Source organism: Chryseobacterium sp. 1B4 (assembly GCF_036631475.1).
In the GTDB taxonomy this organism is placed as follows: domain Bacteria; phylum Bacteroidota; class Bacteroidia; order Flavobacteriales; family Weeksellaceae; genus Chryseobacterium.
In genome coordinates, this window is record NZ_JAPNUF010000001.1 from 77,298 (window position 1) to 94,496 (window position 17,199).

The 17,199-nt window shown below is 37.2% G+C and carries 19 protein-coding genes and 4 pseudogenes; 8 read left to right on the forward strand and 15 right to left on the reverse strand.

The features are described from left to right. Positions 1-30: 30 nt before the first annotated feature. The 8 genes and pseudogenes from OWR28_RS00505 to OWR28_RS00540 all read right to left on the reverse strand — a co-directional run bounded on the left by OWR28_RS00505 (position 31) and on the right by OWR28_RS00540 (position 6,045). Entirely contained in the window at positions 31-762 is a 732-nt protein-coding gene (locus OWR28_RS00505; protein ID WP_332385041.1) for a class I SAM-dependent methyltransferase, read from the reverse strand. 158 nt (positions 763-920) lie between these two features. Beyond that, entirely contained in the window at positions 921-1,334 is a 414-nt protein-coding gene (locus tag OWR28_RS00510; protein WP_332385042.1) for an SRPBCC family protein, read from the reverse strand. Between the two features lie 2 nt (positions 1,335-1,336). Further along, positions 1,337-1,840, reverse strand: a complete 504-nt coding sequence (locus tag OWR28_RS00515) for an SRPBCC family protein (protein ID WP_332385043.1) — start codon at positions 1,838-1,840, stop codon at positions 1,337-1,339. Between the two features lie 43 nt (positions 1,841-1,883). Then, positions 1,884-2,204: an ArsR/SmtB family transcription factor gene (locus tag OWR28_RS00520; protein WP_332385044.1), complete on the reverse strand. Its 321-nt coding sequence runs from the start codon at positions 2,202-2,204 to the stop codon at positions 1,884-1,886. A gap of 388 nt (positions 2,205-2,592) precedes the next feature. Beyond that, on the reverse strand, positions 2,593-2,976 hold the full coding sequence (locus OWR28_RS00525) for a hypothetical protein (protein WP_332385045.1): 384 nt from the start codon (positions 2,974-2,976) through the stop codon (positions 2,593-2,595). Between the two features lie 85 nt (positions 2,977-3,061). Beyond that, complete coding sequence (locus OWR28_RS00530) at positions 3,062-3,481, reverse strand: DUF1801 domain-containing protein (RefSeq protein WP_332385046.1); 420 nt, start codon at positions 3,479-3,481, stop codon at positions 3,062-3,064. A gap of 116 nt (positions 3,482-3,597) precedes the next feature. Beyond that, a complete protein-coding gene (locus tag OWR28_RS00535) occupies positions 3,598-4,011 on the reverse strand; it encodes an immunity protein PIM1 family protein (RefSeq protein ID WP_332385047.1) in 414 nt (137 codons plus the stop codon). A 16-nt stretch (positions 4,012-4,027) separates the two neighbouring features. Continuing rightward, positions 4,028-6,045: pseudogene (locus OWR28_RS00540) on the reverse strand (M3 family metallopeptidase). Between the two features lie 210 nt (positions 6,046-6,255). Between OWR28_RS00540 and OWR28_RS00545 the strand changes: the two are divergent. From OWR28_RS00545 to rimM, 6 genes and pseudogenes are all read left to right on the forward strand, one after another. Further along, a complete protein-coding gene (locus OWR28_RS00545; RefSeq protein ID WP_332385048.1) occupies positions 6,256-6,780 on the forward strand; it encodes an SRPBCC family protein in 525 nt (174 codons plus the stop codon). A 138-nt stretch (positions 6,781-6,918) separates the two neighbouring features. Beyond that, positions 6,919-7,365 (forward strand): hypothetical protein, encoded by a 447-nt coding sequence (locus tag OWR28_RS00550; RefSeq protein WP_332385049.1) that lies wholly within the window; start codon positions 6,919-6,921, stop codon positions 7,363-7,365. 304 nt (positions 7,366-7,669) lie between these two features. Beyond that, positions 7,670-8,119 (forward strand): hypothetical protein, encoded by a 450-nt coding sequence (locus OWR28_RS00555; protein WP_332385050.1) that lies wholly within the window; start codon positions 7,670-7,672, stop codon positions 8,117-8,119. A 46-nt stretch (positions 8,120-8,165) separates the two neighbouring features. Further along, positions 8,166-8,674: pseudogene (locus tag OWR28_RS00560) on the forward strand (nitroreductase family protein). 180 nt (positions 8,675-8,854) lie between these two features. Continuing rightward, positions 8,855-9,418, forward strand: coding sequence for a 30S ribosomal protein S16 (locus OWR28_RS00565; RefSeq protein WP_332385051.1), 564 nt, complete (start codon positions 8,855-8,857; stop codon positions 9,416-9,418). 14 nt (positions 9,419-9,432) lie between these two features. Next, positions 9,433-9,974: pseudogene (gene rimM / locus OWR28_RS00570) on the forward strand (ribosome maturation factor RimM). Positions 9,975-10,021: 47 nt separating this feature from the next. Here rimM and OWR28_RS00575 read toward each other — a convergent pair. The 7 genes and pseudogenes from OWR28_RS00575 to OWR28_RS00605 all read right to left on the reverse strand — a co-directional run bounded on the left by OWR28_RS00575 (position 10,022) and on the right by OWR28_RS00605 (position 15,447). Then, the gene (locus OWR28_RS00575; RefSeq protein WP_332385053.1) at positions 10,022-10,969 is read right to left on the reverse strand and encodes a serine hydrolase; all 948 of its coding nucleotides are present in this window, start codon (positions 10,967-10,969) and stop codon (positions 10,022-10,024) included. Then, the gene (locus OWR28_RS00580) at positions 10,966-11,673 is read right to left on the reverse strand and encodes a hypothetical protein (protein WP_332385054.1); all 708 of its coding nucleotides are present in this window, start codon (positions 11,671-11,673) and stop codon (positions 10,966-10,968) included. The genes OWR28_RS00575 and OWR28_RS00580 overlap by 4 nt, the downstream gene beginning before the upstream one ends. An 85-nt stretch (positions 11,674-11,758) precedes the next feature. Next, positions 11,759-12,669: pseudogene (locus OWR28_RS00585) on the reverse strand (helix-turn-helix domain-containing protein). Positions 12,670-12,759: 90 nt separating this feature from the next. Next, positions 12,760-13,575, reverse strand: a complete 816-nt coding sequence (locus tag OWR28_RS00590; RefSeq protein WP_332385055.1) for an SDR family oxidoreductase — start codon at positions 13,573-13,575, stop codon at positions 12,760-12,762. Between the two features lie 142 nt (positions 13,576-13,717). Next, positions 13,718-14,524, reverse strand: coding sequence for an AraC family transcriptional regulator (locus OWR28_RS00595; RefSeq protein WP_332385056.1), 807 nt, complete (start codon positions 14,522-14,524; stop codon positions 13,718-13,720). 144 nt (positions 14,525-14,668) lie between these two features. Continuing rightward, a complete protein-coding gene (locus OWR28_RS00600) occupies positions 14,669-15,052 on the reverse strand; it encodes a hypothetical protein (protein WP_332385057.1) in 384 nt (127 codons plus the stop codon). Further along, positions 15,049-15,447 carry a helix-turn-helix domain-containing protein gene (locus OWR28_RS00605; protein WP_332385058.1) on the reverse strand — a complete coding sequence of 133 codons (399 nt, stop codon included), beginning with the start codon at positions 15,445-15,447 and terminating at the stop codon, positions 15,049-15,051. The genes OWR28_RS00600 and OWR28_RS00605 overlap by 4 nt, the downstream gene beginning before the upstream one ends. 346 nt (positions 15,448-15,793) lie before the next feature. Here OWR28_RS00605 and OWR28_RS00610 point away from each other — a divergent pair, with 346 nt between their 5' ends. Both OWR28_RS00610 and OWR28_RS00615 read left to right on the forward strand, forming a co-directional pair. After that, the gene (locus OWR28_RS00610) at positions 15,794-16,471 is read left to right on the forward strand and encodes a hypothetical protein (RefSeq protein WP_332385059.1); all 678 of its coding nucleotides are present in this window, start codon (positions 15,794-15,796) and stop codon (positions 16,469-16,471) included. A 10-nt stretch (positions 16,472-16,481) separates the two neighbouring features. Continuing rightward, on the forward strand, positions 16,482-17,123 hold the full coding sequence (locus tag OWR28_RS00615; protein ID WP_332385060.1) for a hypothetical protein: 642 nt from the start codon (positions 16,482-16,484) through the stop codon (positions 17,121-17,123). Positions 17,124-17,199 lie beyond the last annotated feature (76 nt).

A 17,199-nucleotide genomic window follows, 5' to 3' on the forward strand; every position in this document is an offset into this window, starting at 1 on the left:
TTTTAAGGTTATTTCCCTACACTTTTTCAATTATTTTTCAATGGAGATCAATAGCATCATAGGCCTGCGGAGCTCTTCCTTCATTTCCGGAATTTCTTTGATCATTTCCCGGCTGGGCTCAGGTTCTGTGACTTCTCTGATGGTGAAGCCATGTTTTAATAAAGTATTTAAATATGACGTTAAAGTGCGGTGGTATTTGATAACATTTTCTCCCAGAAAAGTGGTATTTCTTTTTCCTTCCAGAAAGTAGCGGTCCACAGGCCAGCTGATTTTTTCTCCGTTTTTATCATATATCCAGTCCTGGCCTCCTTCTGCTGTAAAAACAGGATGTTCTACTGAGAAAACAAATGACCCGCCGGGAGTAAGCCATTGGTAAATATTATGGATCAAAGCATCAAATGATTCTACATAATGCAAAGTAAGTGAACTGAGTATCACATCAAATTTTTCAGCAGGATAATCAACATCTTCAAGGGCTTTTCTTTCATATTGAATCCCTTCCAGATTGTTGATTTCTTTTGCTTTGGATAACATTCTTTCCGAAAGATCAATTCCAATCACGGATTTTGCTCCGTTTTCCATAGCATAACGGCAATGCCACCCGAAACCGCATCCAAGGTCCAGCACATTCTTCCCATGGAAGTCAGGAAGCATATTTTTTAAAGTATGCCATTCTCCGGCTCCTTCCAGCCCGATTTGAGAGCGGAGCATCTTTTCATACTGGTCAAAAAATGACGGGTTGTCGTATTTATTTTCTTTCATAGTGGCAGAGAATTTATCATGACATTATTTCTTACTGAAAATAAGAGCTGAGTAAATTTACAACAATTATATCGGAATTCTGAGAGAGTCTGACTGAAAAGCAAAAGCTGAATGCTCTGCATCCAGCTTTATATTATTGTTCCCGATCAGAAATTTTTTTAGTTTGTTTCCGTATACTTTTTGAAATTATCAAGAATTGCCTGCCAGCCTCCTTTCTGCATTTCTTCAGGATTTTGGTTTTCAGGATCGAAAGCTACATTCAGCTGGGTTTGTCCGTTATTTTCTTTAAAATCAACATGAACCTCTCTTCCGTCAGGCATAGTATATGTAAAGTTTTTACCCTCATTTATTTCATTATAAACAGCTTCAAAGTCGAAACCGAAACTTCCGTCTTTTGCTTCCATTCTGGCTGCATATTTCCCTCCGACTTTCATATCATTGGAAGCGGAAGGACATTGCCATGAAGGATCTGCGAAATTCCACCGGGTGATATGCTCAGGATTGGTGTAGTAATTCCATACTTTTTGTGCATCTGCATTGATGGTAGCAGAAACTGTGATTTTGCGGGTCATGTTTATTGAGTTAATGTTAATAGTAATTCATCAAGTTTTTCAAGCGTCGCGATCATGCCCTGTTCCATTCCCATTTCGATAATGGTTTCCAGATCAGTTAAGGATTCATAGCTTACAACGGTTTCTACAAGGGTATTTTCATTTTTATCTGTGAAAGTTACTGTCCATTCTGCCTGAGGGAGGTGGGTGTTGATCTCTCCTTTTTCATTACAGAAGGCATCGCTTGAAGTATAGGAGTCAATCGGATTGATCTTATGGTAGCTTACCCAGCCCCAGTACTCTGTCCCGTTAGGCTCCACCATGGCATAATGCCAATGTCCTCCTTCACGGAATTCCATTGATTTTGTCTTGGTGGTCAGAGGTTTCGGAGCAAACCAGCGGTCAAGAAGCTCACTTTTTGTATAACAGTCCCAGACCATTTGTCTGTTGGCCATAAATTCACGTCTGATAGTAAGGGTGTTCTTTTCTTTGTCTGCAAGAAAATCGAACTGAAGATGATGTTTCATAATAGTATTTTTATAGTTTGTTTTGGTTTTACTTTGTCGAGTTTTATTTCTGCTGGCTTTTCAATGTAGCCAGTAAAGTGTCAAGCTGTTCGAAGCGGTTTTCCCAGATCTTTCTGAACTGTTCCAGCCAATGATCTATTTCTTTCATTTTATCAATTTCTAACAGGTAATAAATTTCTCTTCCCTGGTGATTTTGAGTTACCAGTTCGCACTCCGTCAGGATTTTCAGGTGTTTTGAAACCGCCTGTCTTGTGGTATCAAAATGCTCTGCTATGGCATTCGGTGTCATGGCCTGTACTGCGATCAGTGCAATAATGGCCCGGCGTGTAGGATCAGCTATAGCCTGGAAAATATCTCTTCTCATCAATAACAATTTTTAAATGAAACCATATGGTTGCAAATATATGTGCAACTTTTCGGTTTCGCAAGTTTTTTCTGGAAAATTTACTTATCAGAAATTAAAAAATGATGAAATAAACTGTGTAATTATTTTATAATCAGCATTTTGGTTGTCGGTGAAAAATTATTTTTTGTTTTGTCTAAGGGCTCTAATTAATTTTTCATTCCGTTTATCTGCTCTTTCATTTTGTAAAGAAAGTGCAGCCCAAATGGCAGCAGGGAGCCAGCCGATCAGGTGATCTGTAAAATCAGACAGATAATTCCTGTGAAAATTTTTCCACGGACAATAAAGGATAAGAAGGGAAGTAAGATAGCCAGTAACATGATTTTGACTTTTAATTGAACCGATTTTTTTAACGCGATTGAGGCTCAAAATGAGCTTTAAAAGTAAGAGGATCTTCTGTTTTGTCCTCAGCTTCTTCAAGGTATTCAAGATATTCTTCCTGATGTTTTCCCATATAAACAAGCACAATGGAAAGGTTGATAAACAGGTTTTTGTCTTTAGAACCCAGATTTAATGCCGTCTTTAAATACTCCAAAGCTTTTTCATTCTCCCCCATATCAGAATAAACAGCGCCTATATTTATTAAAGCAGAAGTATTTTCAGGCTCAATAAGCAGAATTTCTTCCAGCTCTCTGACCAGCAGATCGTTTAAGGTATCCCAATGATCTTCATTTTCCCATCTTTTAGCCTGAAGTTTTTTTACGTTTTCTAATCTTAGTGTTATGCTGCTCATTATTTAAAATTAAAGGATGCATGTTTTGTTATGCTGTACAAATTTAGCTTTATTAAATATAGATGTCATTAAGAGGTAAGAATAATTACCCTTTAATCCCGTCCAATATTGCGGCTTTCAGTATTTCAGTATTGATATCTTTCAACGCTTTGAATTTAATGCAATACCCTGTTATACTGGCTTTACCTATTTTTTCTCCGTAAGTTTCAGGTAAATAGGTTTTATCATTGATATTCATAATGTATATTGAAATCCCGGTAGTATTGGCACTCAACCCAATCTGATAGAAATCTCTGGTTTTTCCTCCGGCATATTGCATGGTATACGATCCGTAGCCGATATTGGGATTGGACACAGTTTTATTTTCACTGTCTTTACCATCAAGAAACCACAGCCGGCATTCCGGCATAAGTTCGAGGATAATGCAGTGAAGCTCCCGCATATCATTGCATTTCTTTTCAGAATGACTGTTGATATAATCTTTGATTTGTTCCTGAATGTCCATATTAAATTTAACGTTGCTAAAAACGACTAATTTATCAATTTTTAAGGTAGGGTAATATGATTATCAACAAAAAAAGAACAGCAATTGCTGTTCTGTTGTACTTTATCATTTTTGATTTACTGAATCAGTTCTTCCATTGTTTTTTCTGTTTTCATCAGCTCACCCTGAGGGATCTGATGATGAAGATAAGTGAAAAGCAAATTGGTTACCCAATTGTTTTCAATCTGATGAACAGAGTAAGAGCAGATCAGGCCAAAATCATCAGAAATATAAGCCGGAAGGTCAGAGGAACCTGTAGTTTTGAAGACAGATACAAAAATTTCCTTTCGGATATCACTGATTCTGTCTTCAGTCTCCTCATCAGTAACCTTCTCTTCAACGGTGCGATATGCTTTCATCCATGCATCAGAAAATTCTGCAGAATCTCTGTTATCAAGAATCTCATCTATCTTTTCGGGAGTAATACCGGTAAGAGCCGTTTTCAAAGCATCATTAAAAATGGCTTCCAGCTTATTGATTTTTTCTGTCATAATTTGAATTTATATTCTATCCGAATGCTCTTTTCAATAAACTTTCTACTTTTGGCTCGCTGCCTCTGAAGGCTTTATATAATTCCATTGGATCTTTGGTTCCTCCTGAAGAAAGCAATACTTTATATTTCGCTGCAATTTCAGGATTGAAGATTCCGTTTTCTTTGAAATACTGGAAAGCATCAGCATCCAGAACTTCCGCCCATTTGTAGGAATAATATCCTGCAGAATATCCTCCCTGGAAAATGTGTGAAAAACTTGGGCTCATGGCGGTTTCTGAATTGGAAGGATAAAGACTTGTCGCTTTTGTATATTTATCTTCAAACTCTTTTACACTTTCATTTTCCAATTCTCCGGCTTTTGTATGGTAATTCATATCCAGAAGTCCGAAACCTAGCTGTCTTAAAGTTTGGTAACCTTCCATAAAGTTTTTGGACTGCTCGATTTTTTCAATTTTTTCGTCCGGAAGTACTTCTCCTGTTTTATAGTGTTTTGCAAATGTTTTCAGGAACTCAGGCTCATAGCAGAAATTTTCCAGAAACTGAGACGGAAGTTCCACAAAATCCCATTTTACTGAAGTTCCTGATAGGGTAGGATATTGGGTATCTGCCATCATCCCGTGAAGTGCGTGGCCGAATTCATGAAATAAGGTAGTCACTTCCTGGAAGGTCAGTAAGCTAGGCGTGTCTTTTGTCGGTTTACTGAAGTTGCAGACAATTGAGATATGCGGTCGCGAGTTCTCACCGTTTTGTTTATACTGATTTTTATAGCTCGTCATCCATGCACCGGCTCTTTTCCCTTTTCTCGGAAAATAATCCACATATAACAAGGATTTATAGGTCCCGTTCTCTTTTACTTCATATACTTTTACATCTTCATGATATTTCGGAATGTCGTTTCTTTCTTCGAAAGTCAGGCCGAATAATTTACCTGCCAGCCCGAATACAGCATCCTGTACCTGATTTAACGGGAAATAAGGTTTCAGTTCCTCATCATTCAGATCAAATTTTGCCTTACGAAGTTTTTCAGCATAGTAGGCGTGGTCATAGCTTTGCATATCCTCTATTCCGTCAGCTTTTGCCAAAGATCTCAATTCTTCAATTTCTTTGTCAGCATAAGGTTTTGCTTTGGTCAGAAGTTCATTTAAAAAATCGAAAACTTTCACCGGAGACTTAGCCATCCTTTCTTCCAGAACGAAATCAGCATAGTTTTTATATCCTAAAAGTTCAGCTTTCTGTTGTTTTAAATTCAGAAGTTCTTTAATCAGATTCTGATTGTCAAATTCTCCACCGTCGAAAGATTTTTTACCATTGGCCAAAGCCAGTTCCTTTCTCAGTTCGCGGTTTTGTGCATAGGTCATGAAGGGAATATAACTTGGGTACTGTAAAGTTACCACCCAGCCTTCAAGATTTCTTTCCTTAGCTTCCTCTGCATATTGATCGGTAATGGCCTCCGGGATGCCTGCAAGATCTTCTTTATGGGTGATATGTTTAAAATAAGCATTCGTAGATGCCAGTACATTCTGTCCAAATTGTAAAGACTTTAAAGAAAGATCCATGCTGATTTTCTTTAATTTTTCTTTGTCTTCCTCATTCAGTAAAGCTCCGCTTCTTACAAAACCTTTGTAGGTCTCATTCAAAAGCATTTCCTGCTCTTCATTGAGATTATATTTTTCCTTTTCATCGTATACCTTTTTGATTTTGTTGAAAAGGGCTTCATTTTGAGATATTTTTGAAGAATATTCCGTTAAGATCGGCGAAACTTCCTGGGCGATCTGTTGAATTTCGTCATTCGTTTCCGCTGAATTCAAGTTGAAAAAAATATTTGAAACCACATCCAGCTGTTCTCCGGAATAAGCTAATGCTTCAATAACATTTTCAAAAGTGGGTGCCTCAGGATTGTTGACTATAGCATCAATTTCTGCTTCAGATTTTGGATCAATTCTTTAAATGCCGGAAGATAATCTTCATTTTTAATGTCACTGAACGGAGCCGAATGATATGGAGTGTTAAATTTTTCTGTTAAAATATTCATTTTTCGATTTTTATTATAAGGTAAATTTAATGATTCACCGGGAATCACAGCTGAACTGCTCAAAAATAATGCCTTACTGGTGTGGTATGACAAAAATACCTTATCTTTAATTAATCTTGTCATATGGAAAGAAGGAGTGATGTGGGAATATTTAATTTTGGGAACAGATGTAAAATCATCAGTAATAATATAACCTTAAATATATAGACTATGAAAACACTCTTAAAAATTATTGGTATCATCATCGTGCTGGTACTTATATATGCTGTAATTGCCGTGCTGGCTTTCAGTAAAGATTATCACTATGAAAAATCTGTTGTCATTAATGCTCCAAAGGAAAAAGTATGGCAACATACCAACTCTTTACAAGCATACAATACCTGGGATCCTTTTTCTAAAGAAATCAAAAACTTTTCTGTCACTTATTCAGGTCCAGGTAATCAGCCTGGCAGTTCTTATCACTGGAAGGGTGATGGCAGTGAAGGAGAACAGTCTATCACAGAAATTATCCCGAATGAAAAACTGGGAACCCGGCTTCATTTCATACAACCTTTTGAAGGGACTGCTAAAAGTAATATCATACTGACTCCTGAAGGCAGCGGCACCAAAGTAACATGGATGATTGATAACGAGCTGACTCCAATGATGAAGATCATGAAACCGCTGATGAACGGTAACATGGACAAAATGTTCAGCCAGGGACTCGGAGATCTGAAAAAGCTTGCAGAAAAATAAAATGAAAGCCTTGTAAAATTTACAGGGCTTTTTTATAATTCTTTTTACTGATTCCGGTGATTGAGAAGAAGTTTTATTTTATGGAAGGTCATTGAAAATTATTTTAAAAATATTATCTTTATATAAAGAATCGATTGTATGGAGAAGATTGTATTTGAAAAAAGTGACATCAGAGACTTTGTGAAAATGACTATCGCAGAGAAAATAGAAAAGCTTAAAAACTTTATCGAATTTACCCTGGAAGCAAGCCGTGACATCAAAAAAACTCCTAAATATGACAGTATGAGAGAAGAAATGCAGGAGGAGATCTACCAGATGCAACGACAGCTGGGTGCTTTGAATGATCTTAAAAGAAATATGGCAAAAGTACTGAATACGGCTACACAAAGAGTTCAGCTTGGCTCGTTGGTGATCACCAACAAAGCCCGGTTCTATATTTCCGTGTCATTGGGTGAGTTTTTTGAAGGCGACAGATTCTACGCCATTTCTCCGGAAAGCCCGATGGCCAAAAGAATGATGGGGATGAAACCAGGCGATGAGTTTACCCTCAATAAAATCCATCAGAAGATTGTAGAGGTACTTTAAACAAGATTAAGCAGTATTTCTTTTCAACGTATAGTTATTCATCATTATAAGGATTAACTTCAGATTTATGTTTGAAGTTTTATTTTTATTTAGTACCTTGCTATGCAAAATACTATACTATGGAATTTGAAAAATTAAGAACGGGCAGAATGAATCAGTGGATCATTATTCATCTTCGTTATCTCGTGGGATCCGCTTTTTTTCCATCAGGTTTAATAAAGCTTATGGGAGAAAGATTTACCAGAATTTCAACCGATAACCCGGTCGGATATTTTTTTGAGGCCTTATATCAGTCCGGTTTTTATTGGAATTTTTAGGACTGGCACAGGTGACAGCCGGAATTTTACTGATGACACAACGCTTTGCAACACTTGGAGCATTGATGTTTCTGGCTATATTGAGTAATATCTGGGTGATTACCCTCAGCCTTTCCTTTACAGGGACCTGGATAATCACCTCCTTAATGATGATTGCTGTACTGATATTGATTATCTGGGATCAACATAAACTGCTCCCTCTGTTTAATTACAATAAAGCAAGTATGGTGAAGGAATATCCTGATCCGGATAACAGATGGGTCATTGCCGGGGTAGTATATTCCATAAGTTTTATTGCATTGTTTATGCTGAATCCTGCAAAAGGCGAGGTCTATGAAAAATGGCTGAGTATTCCGATTGCTTTGATCATTGCAGCAACATTTATCATAAGCAATTATCAGGCGTATAAAAATCGTAAACTGGCTGTAAATCCTTAACGTTTTAAATGAGATAGATTGAATTCCATGTTGTAAATTTGCAGGTATGAATAAAGCAACCATTTTAAAAGAAATTATACAGGAGAGGAGAAGTATTTTCCCGAAAGATTATACTGATGCGGAAATTCCTCAGGAAGTGCTGGAGGAAATTTTACACGCGGCAACACTAGCTCCGAACCATAAACGTACAAAGCCATGGCGTTTTAAAATATTCAAAGGAGAAGAAAAAGCTAAACTGGCATCAGAAATGCAGGCCATCTATAAAGCCACCCAGCCTGAACAACTATTTCTGGAAAAAAATATAATGACATCGGTTTCAAAATCAATAAAGCTGACGTAGTGGTTTCCATTATTGTCAATTTCAGCGGCATGGTTCCTGAATGGGAAGAAATAGCAGCTACTTCAATGGCTGTTCAGAACATGTATCTTACCTGTACCGCCAACAATATCGGGTGCTACTGGAGTTCTCCCAAAATTGTAGATCATTTGAAAGATTCCCTGACTATTGAAGAAAACCAGAAATGTCTGGGGCTTTTCTATATGGGGAAGGTATAATATTTTTAATGTAACAATCTGAAAATTTACCAATGTAACAATGGTTAAAAAAAAATCAAATATTGTTACACTGTTAGATTGATAAATTGTTATATTTATTAATTGTTCAAATAGAATTTTTTACTATCTTTGCACTCTTAAATATTTAACTGGGACGAGTTCCCATAAAATTCAAACATTATGTCAGTAAAAATCAGATTACAAAGACACGGTAAAAAAGGAAAGCCTTTTTTCCACATCGTGGTTGCAGATTCTAGAGCTAGAAGAGATGGTAGATTCATCGAGAAACTAGGAACTTACAACCCAATTACTAATCCGGCAACTATCGAATTGAACGTTGATTCTGCTGTAAAGTGGTTAAACAACGGTGCTCAGCCTACTGATACTGCTAGAGCTATTCTATCTTACAAAGGTGCTCTTTACAAAAAACACTTACAAGGTGGTGTAGCTAAAGGTGCTTTTGATGAAGCTGAAGCTGAAAAAAGATTCAATGCTTGGGTAGAAGCTAAAGATGCTAAAGTTCAAGGTAAAGTAGATGGTTTAGCTACTGCTAAAGCTGATGCTAAGAAAGCTGCTTTAGAAGCTGAAGTAAAAGTAAACGAAGCTAGAGTAGCTGCTGCTGCACAAGCTGAAGCTGATGCTAAAGCTGCTGAAGAAGCTGCAAACGCACCTGCTGAAGAAGTTGCTGAAGCTACAGAAGGAGAAGCTCCTGCTGCTGAAACTGAAGAAAACACTGAAGCTTAAGAACAAACCCTGTTATGCGTAAAGAAGATTGCTATTTTTAGGAAAAATCACACGCAGACATGGACTTGCGGGGAATGTAATCCTTAAACTGGATACCGATCAACCCGAGCTTTACAATAAATTGGGATCAATATTCGTTGAAATCAACGGATTATTGGTTCCATTTTTTATTGAAAAATCATCATGGAGCAAGCTTGATGCTTTGAATATTGCATTCAAGAACTCTTCTGAGGCACTGGTAGATCAGGTTTTAGGTAAAAGCGTCTACCTTCCTCTTTCCACACTACCCAAACTTTCAGGAAAACAATTCTACTACCACGAAATCATTGGATTTGAAATTTTTGATCAGGATGATCACAACTGTGGAGTAATCAGATCTGTAAACGATCAGACAGCACAGGTATATTTCATTACAAATCTGGATGGGAAAGAAGTGGTTATTCCTATGATCAAAGACTGGATTCTTGAAGTTGACAGAGAAGAAAGAACCATTAAAATGGAACTTCCCGAAGGTCTTATCGATGTTTTTCTGATTCCTTCTAAGAAAGACGAATAGTTTTGCAATAAGCAACAGCTATTACTATTCTTTCTCATTTTTCCACATTACTCATTACTCAATTTTAAGGCTGGTAAAAGATAGTTCTGTACTATTTTTTCAGATTGCTGATGGGCATATGGTTTGTTGTAAGCTTGTGCTGTAATCACGATAACAACTGGAATCTGAGTAAACAAAATGATTTTATTTCCCCCGTTTCCGCTGGATTGAAATGCTTCATAGCTACGATCTCCAACCGTGTAAACTTTTCTCCAGAATAAATATCCGTATCCTTCAAAATCAGAATGATCTGTAAAATAATTGGTGAACGACTTCTTCACCCAATCTTTATCTAAAATAGTTTTTCCATTCCAGACCCCGTTATTTTTATACAGCTGCCCGAATTTTGCAAAATCAAGAGCTCTCATCCGTAATCCTCCTGCCAGGGAAGGCTTTTGCTGGGGAGTGAACTGCCATTGATAACGTGTGATTCCAAGAGGCTGAAACAGTTTTTTGTCCGCATAGTTTTCCAATCCTTCAGGAACTGTTTTATCCAGAATATCTCCGGTTACTACCACGCCTGCAGTGAAATAACTCCATTTTTTTCCTGTTTCATTCCCGGACATTGGCAGATCCAATGCAAATTTTACCCAGTTTTGTGTCGGATACATATTTTCCTCATTGCCGGGAGATTCGGAATCATCGTCATTTCCTTCAAAACCGGAGCTCATCGTCAGTAAGCTTTTTATAGTGACATTGCCTTTTTGAACAGAATAATTTTTAAATTGTTTTACATCATAAAATTCCTTTAAATACTGATTTTCGCTCTTTAAATACCCTTCTCTGATCGCAATTCCCGTCAAAGCTGAAGAAAAAGATTTGCCTACGGATCTTGTATCCTGCAGAGAATCTCTTGCTGAACCGTTAAAATATTCTTCCAGAAGCAGTTTTCCGTCTTTTACCATTACAATTCCGGTCAGTTCTTTAAATCTTTTTTCTGCAATTTTCCTGTTCAATGTTCTGATAACTTCGGTATTGATTTTTCTTTGGAAATCTTCCAGCCACTGTTGGGCAGGATGGGCTGAACAGCAATCTGTTTTTCAGGAATATTTTGGGAAGGAACAGTAAGGCTAATCTGCCCTTCTGCAATAACAGATCCTGTTTTGATGGTGGCAGCCTTCAGATAAGGACGGATTTCAAGTTTTAAAATGTGATTTCCTGCAGCCAGCGCATCAATTCCGTCATGAGCCATGTAAAAACGCATCCATAAATATCTTCCCCATGAGTCTTCATTCCTGCTGCTGATAAGAGGGATCCGCAATGCAGTTTTGAATTTTTTATTTTCCGGGGTACCGGCTCCTGTGCTGAGATTTTCTGTGTAGATCAGTTTTCCGTCAACATAGAATGAAAACTGGTAATTTCCGTTTTTCAACAACTCATCTGCAGTCCATTTAGGTTCAAGCTGATGAAGATAATTAACAAGCGAATTGTCGAAAAAAGCGTAAATACCCAGGTCACCATTTTCCTGAAATACGGAGGAAGTAAGAATATCCGGATCTTTCAGGTTTTCCAGGGAGACGGTTTTGTTGAGAAAAACAATTTTCCCGGAATATTTTTTCTGGAGGAGATTCTCAATTTTTTCAGGATTGACAATATTGCTGTTTTGCCCTAGGTAAAGACAAAATATAAAATTAAAGATCAATAACAGAAATGGTTTCATCTCAAAGAAGTATTTAAACAAAAATAAAAAACTTCTACAGGGTAAAATAGAATGAAATTAACATTACTGTTTAAAAACCCAATCTTTAATTGAAAAGCTTTCTGAATTCTCCCGGTGACTGATTTGTTTTTTGTTTAAAAAGTTTACTGAAAGACTGCGGATGTTCAAATCCCAGCTCGTAAGCAATTTCACTTACAGAAAGATTCGTTGTACTCAGACGTTCTTTAGCCAGGTCAATTAATTTATTCTGAATATGCTGCTGTGTGTTTTGCCGGGTATGCAGACGAAGCAAAGTTCCCAAATAGTTGGGAGAAATATTCATTTGTTCAGCAATACATTTTACCGATGGAATCCCGTTTTCAAGAAGGTTGCCGTTTTCAAAGTATCGGGAAAGAATATCTTCAAACTTATACAGCAGTTCATGGCTTGATTTCTTTCGGGTAAAAAACTGCCTTTCATAAAAGCGGTCTGAATAAATCAGTAACAATTCAATCTGGGCAATAATCAGATCCTGCGTGAATTTATCGATATTGGCCATATATTCCCTTTCGATATTTTTAAGGATATCAACAATCACTTTCTCCTCTTTATCAGAAAGAAAAAGAGCTTCCTTCACCTGGTAACTGAAAAAATCATAGGATTTTATTTTCTTGGTCAATGAGGTATTCCACAGAAAATCAGGATGAATTAACAGTAAAAAACCAGTCGGTTCCACTTCAACATCAGGATCAATCTCCAGGCTTAAGTACTGTTGGGAAACAAAGCACAATACACCCGAATCAAAATCGTATTGCTGCTGTCCATAATTGAATTTCGGGCTGACATTTTTTTCAGGCCGATAGAATAAAAATCCTGGATCCATCTCAACTCTTTATTATCCACAGCATAGCGGACCTTGCTGTAATCTATCAGGCTGATCAGCGGGTGTTCAGGATTCGGAAGACTGCAGAAAGCATGAAAATCTGAAATGGTATTAAAACGAACGGGCTGTTTCATAATAGCTAATGTAGTTGTTTTTGTAAAAAGTTTAATGAAAGACTTCGGCTCTGTTTTGATTAAGCAGAGCCGAAGAATATCATAGTAAAGTTAAATGGCGGTTGAAACTGTCAGATTTTCCCATTTCTCAGCATCTTTTTTTAAAATATCAATCTTATTGTTCAGAAACTCCATGGTTCCTACCCCTAATAATAAATGTACTGGGGGATTTTTCTCTTTGCTGATCCGGATCAGAACATCAGCGGCTTTCACCGGATCATTCGGCTGGTTTCCATTGATTTCATTAAGGTGTGCCTGTTCGGAGCTTCTTGCTGCTTCATAGGCCTGGATAGGATTTGAAGGGGTTCTCACAGAATCTTTATTTAAGAAATCTGTACGGAAATAGCCGGGATAAACAACGGTAGCATGAACTCCGAAGTCTTTTACCTCTTCCGCCAGCGCTTCCGTAAATCCGGCAACGGCAAATTTTGTAGAGCAGTAAATTCCCCAGCCCGGAAAATTTCCTGAATATCCGCCGACCGATGAAATGTTGAAGATGTTTCCTGATCTTTGCTCACGGAGGTAAGGCATCGCGTTTCTGATCACGTTTAATGTTCCGAAAACATTCACTGCATAATTTTCTCTGGCTTCTTCGTCGGTAAGCTCCTCAAGAGTTCCGATCTGTCCGTAGCCTGCATTGTTAACCACTACATCAAGTCTTCCAAAATGAGAAACTGTTTTTTCAATAGCAGATTTGATATCGTTGTTGTCTGTAATATTGACGCTGAGAGGAAGGAAGTTTTCTGAAGTTTCTCCGATTGAAGAGACCAGGGATTCAACGGTACGGCTGGTTGCAGCAACCTGAAACCCTTCGGATAATAATTTCTTTACCAACTCGAATCCTAAACCTTTTGAAGCTCCTGTCACGAACCATACTTTTTTGTTTCCATTTTAAATATTTTTTTGTTTAAATGATGGTACAAAGATGGAAAGTCAGAAAGAGGAAAATGTAGCCGAATCGGGGAATGATGTATCCAAATCGTGAATGATGATTTGATCCGGCAGGATCTTAATGGTTTTTCAGAAGATTCCTGTATTTCAAAGGGGTGATTCCGAGGTTTTCTTTAAAGCACCGGATAAAATGACTCTGGTCCGAAAAACCACATTCCAGCGCAATATCCGTTAAAGAAGAAGGAGAATGGAGAAGCTTGACCGATTTATTGACCTTTAATTTCCGGAGATACTCTCCAAGATTGCAATGGAAATATTTATGAAAATCTCTGCTTAAATGAACAGGATGGATATTCAGGGTTTCTGAAATTCCGGTAAGGGTAAGCTTTTCAGCAGCGTTCTCATGTAAAATCTCATTGATCTGATTTACCCAGACAGGTTTTCTTTCTTTGCTTTCTTTTTCTTGGGTCAGTTCGCTGAAAAGATGTAATAGAAGCTGATTGGCGGAGGATTCAAAAGAAGTATCATTTATTTTGGTTTCTTTGAATAACTGCCAGACCAATAGCTTTAAGCCCAGGTTTTTTATAGTAAAGCTGCCTTCGGCTTTATTTTTCTTAATGTCAAACCGGTCAAACCAATCCTGGGTGATCTCTATGTGAAAGCCTCTTGTAAAGATATCCGGTTTACTATTAAAGTGTGGATCTTCCCATTGGTGATACAGTAAAGTTCCCGCAGAACAGCAATAAGTTTCTTTTCTGTTCCCTTCCGTCATATTGCCCTGAAGCAGGAAGGTAAAGTAAGCGTTCTCATGATAATGCCAGTCTACATAGGGATGGGTATATTCCGTATCAGTAATTGTCCATCCATCTGAACTGACCATTTGATTGGTTTCCCCAAAATATTCACCGTTCCGAAGAGTATTCATGATATATTCTGTTTTAACCGGTCAATCTGTTCATACATTTTATTAAAAAATATTTTCCTTTCCCGGTTTCCGGATTCATTCAGAGATTTTGAGTTTTTGATCTGATGCTCAAAATAGCTCAGTGAATCTTCACAGGTTATTTTGTCATTGGTCATCATATATCCGAACATACTGAAAGGGACAAAAAGAACACTGTTCTTCATTTTTGAATAAAATACTGTTGTTTAAAATGACCAAATCATTCACATAAATCTGAAAGTTAGCTTTTTCCAGTGTTTTAGTTTCCAGGCTTTCTAATAATTTTTTCAGATCATCCAGGATAAGATCTGCTTCATTTTTCTTCAGTAATCCCATTTCATTATAAAACAAAATCTGCCTCAGGGCGCTCATAATGGTAGTGTCATTCCAGATTTCCGTTACGTTTTGTTTCTCGTAAAGATCTTTCAGCATCTCGTTTTTTACAGAATGATATTCCATGGTAAATTCATGGAAGGGATTTAAAAACTTATCCTGATTCAGCAGATTCATCCAGACATAAAACTTGAAACGGGAGAGGATGGAATCTGAAATGGTATAGAAAAAGGGATGTCTTTTGCAGAGTAAAATACTTTGGAATCAGCGATATTCTGAAAAACATTCAGAATCTTTAAAGAGTTTTCAAAGTAATTCAAAAGGTCTTCTGTGGTTTTTACAGGCTGTGTTCTTTTGACAACCAACTGGTTTTCTGTTCCCAAAAACTGATCCAGTGAGATCTGATAATATCCGGCAAGCTCCAGTGCTTCCTCAAAGCTGAATTTTGCTTTCAGTGAAGTTCTTCTGTGGGCTGCATCATAGCTGATATTAAGAATGTTGGCAATCTCATCATTTAAAGATTTCTCACCGATTTTTCTTCGGATTTCCTTCAATAGAGCTTCCTGATGCATAGTTTTGTGATTTTCACAAATGTAGCATTTTTTGTGGAGAAAGTTTTTGATTTTCTATTTTAAAGGCTGGAAGATGGAAGTTGGGAGAAGGGAAGTATTTGAAAGCCGAAAAAATAAATAGCCGTTTACAACATCAATAGGATTTATATCATTATTACTGTTTATCATGTAAAATAATTTCCAGACTCTTTCTTCCCGCTTCCAGCCCGCTTATATTAGTTAACACTTCATTTCGTCATCTGCATATTTGTGATTTTCGCAAACTGGACATTTTTTAATTTTTTTTCACATTCGGAACTGTACCTTCTGCCGATAATTTTGAACTGTAATTTTAAAATAACGAATTATGAAAACACGAATTTTAGTAACAGCAGTTCTTTTAGTCCATGGTCTGACATACGCATCAGACAGTCTGAAGGTTGATTCTTTGAAGCCAAGATTAATTGCAGCTTCACCCTCAAAGAATGTCCGGAATGTCAACGGGATTTTATTTAAATATTTTGATGAGGAAGATCATTTTAAACCTAAGAAAGTAAACGGATTGGGAATGGGATTCAATTGTATGGGGATTTTTCTTCCACCGCTGATGCTTGTCACCCTCCAGCCGGGTAATTGGAATCTTAATGGTGGTTATGTAATTGTTCCCCGTGAGAAAATGAATACGATTAACGGGTTGCAATTATCCCTGATCAATATGGAGCCTACAGTAACCAATGGCCTGGAAATCAATGTTTCCAGTAATGTAAATACTTACGCTGTTACGAACGGGGTGTCTGTTTCTCCGTTTTTTAATCTGCATCATGAGATGAAAGGTGTTTCTGTAGCGCCACTGGCAAATATTGGTCAGAAATGCCGGGGAATTCAGATCGGGTTGTATAATCAATGTAAGGATTTCAGAGGAATACAGATTGGCGGATGGAATGAGAACGGGAAAAGAAAGCTTCCTCTTATCAACTGGAATTTTAAGAAGCAGAAAGTAAATAAGACCCTGCAGGAGAGTAACCAAAATCAGTTTAACCCTTAAATAGCCAACCATGAAAAATTATAAACTGATCTTATTTTTACTGATGTTATCAGCACGCATTTTTTCACAAAATACGATGAATGATACCTTAAAAACAAATATTGAAGAACCTTTCGATTATAAAAAATATTATGACTGTGATTTTGGAGAAGGGAATGTTTTGATTGTCATTAAAAAGGGAAAAGAATTTACAGACCTGACAGATTTAAGAAAATCCGGGAAAGGTTTTGCCATTAAAATGGAAGCAATCTATAGTATGGAATTTGCGGATGGGCAGAGATATGAATCAAGTGTGGTGAAAAGTATTACCCAGGACAGTATTTCAATCACTAATTTTTTCAATGAGAATGCTGCTAAGCTCGCAGGGCAGTCCTTTAAGTTGATTACTTATCCTCTGTCATCTTTGAAATATGTCCGTTTTATTGATGACAGAATGCTGTCCTTGTATAGCAAAAAAAATATCCGGAAGAACTTCAATCTGATGGTGAAGAAAATGGACCGCGCTAAAATGTGCCCTGCAGTGATTCAATTCAGCGATAGAAACAATGAAATGAAAGTCTGTCATTTCTATCTGACCTCTCAGGGCTATGATCTTCTCTATGAGAACAACGGAAGAGTATATTATATGGAAGGTAAAATAGAATGGAAATAATTTTTGAAGAGCGTGCATTTTCAGCCTGTACTCTCTGTTTATATTTATCGAAAATAATTTTAATGGAAATATTGAT

Excerpts from the sequence above, each read along its gene's own strand:
- OWR28_RS00505 (WP_332385041.1), bottom strand. The coding sequence starts at position 762 with ATGAAAGAAAATAAATACGACAACCCGTCATTTTTTGACCAGTATGAA.
- OWR28_RS00510 (WP_332385042.1), bottom strand. The coding sequence starts at position 1,334 with ATGACCCGCAAAATCACAGTTTCTGCTACCATCAATGCAGATGCACAA.
- OWR28_RS00515 (WP_332385043.1), bottom strand. The coding sequence starts at position 1,840 with ATGAAACATCATCTTCAGTTCGATTTTCTTGCAGACAAAGAAAAGAAC.
- OWR28_RS00520 (WP_332385044.1), bottom strand. The coding sequence starts at position 2,204 with ATGAGAAGAGATATTTTCCAGGCTATAGCTGATCCTACACGCCGGGCC.
- OWR28_RS00525 (WP_332385045.1), bottom strand. The coding sequence starts at position 2,976 with ATGAGCAGCATAACACTAAGATTAGAAAACGTAAAAAAACTTCAGGCT.
- OWR28_RS00530 (WP_332385046.1), bottom strand. The coding sequence starts at position 3,481 with ATGGACATTCAGGAACAAATCAAAGATTATATCAACAGTCATTCTGAA.
- OWR28_RS00535 (WP_332385047.1), bottom strand. The coding sequence starts at position 4,011 with ATGACAGAAAAAATCAATAAGCTGGAAGCCATTTTTAATGATGCTTTG.
- OWR28_RS00545 (WP_332385048.1), top strand. The coding sequence starts at position 6,256 with ATGAAAACACTCTTAAAAATTATTGGTATCATCATCGTGCTGGTACTT.
- OWR28_RS00550 (WP_332385049.1), top strand. The coding sequence starts at position 6,919 with ATGGAGAAGATTGTATTTGAAAAAAGTGACATCAGAGACTTTGTGAAA.
- OWR28_RS00565 (WP_332385051.1), top strand. The coding sequence starts at position 8,855 with ATGTCAGTAAAAATCAGATTACAAAGACACGGTAAAAAAGGAAAGCCT.
- OWR28_RS00580 (WP_332385054.1), bottom strand. The coding sequence starts at position 11,673 with ATGAAACCATTTCTGTTATTGATCTTTAATTTTATATTTTGTCTTTAC.
- OWR28_RS00595 (WP_332385056.1), bottom strand. The coding sequence starts at position 14,524 with ATGAATACTCTTCGGAACGGTGAATATTTTGGGGAAACCAATCAAATG.
- OWR28_RS00600 (WP_332385057.1), bottom strand. The coding sequence starts at position 15,052 with ATGAATCTGCTGAATCAGGATAAGTTTTTAAATCCCTTCCATGAATTT.
- OWR28_RS00605 (WP_332385058.1), bottom strand. The coding sequence starts at position 15,447 with ATGCATCAGGAAGCTCTATTGAAGGAAATCCGAAGAAAAATCGGTGAG.
- OWR28_RS00610 (WP_332385059.1), top strand. The coding sequence starts at position 15,794 with ATGAAAACACGAATTTTAGTAACAGCAGTTCTTTTAGTCCATGGTCTG.
- OWR28_RS00615 (WP_332385060.1), top strand. The coding sequence starts at position 16,482 with ATGAAAAATTATAAACTGATCTTATTTTTACTGATGTTATCAGCACGC.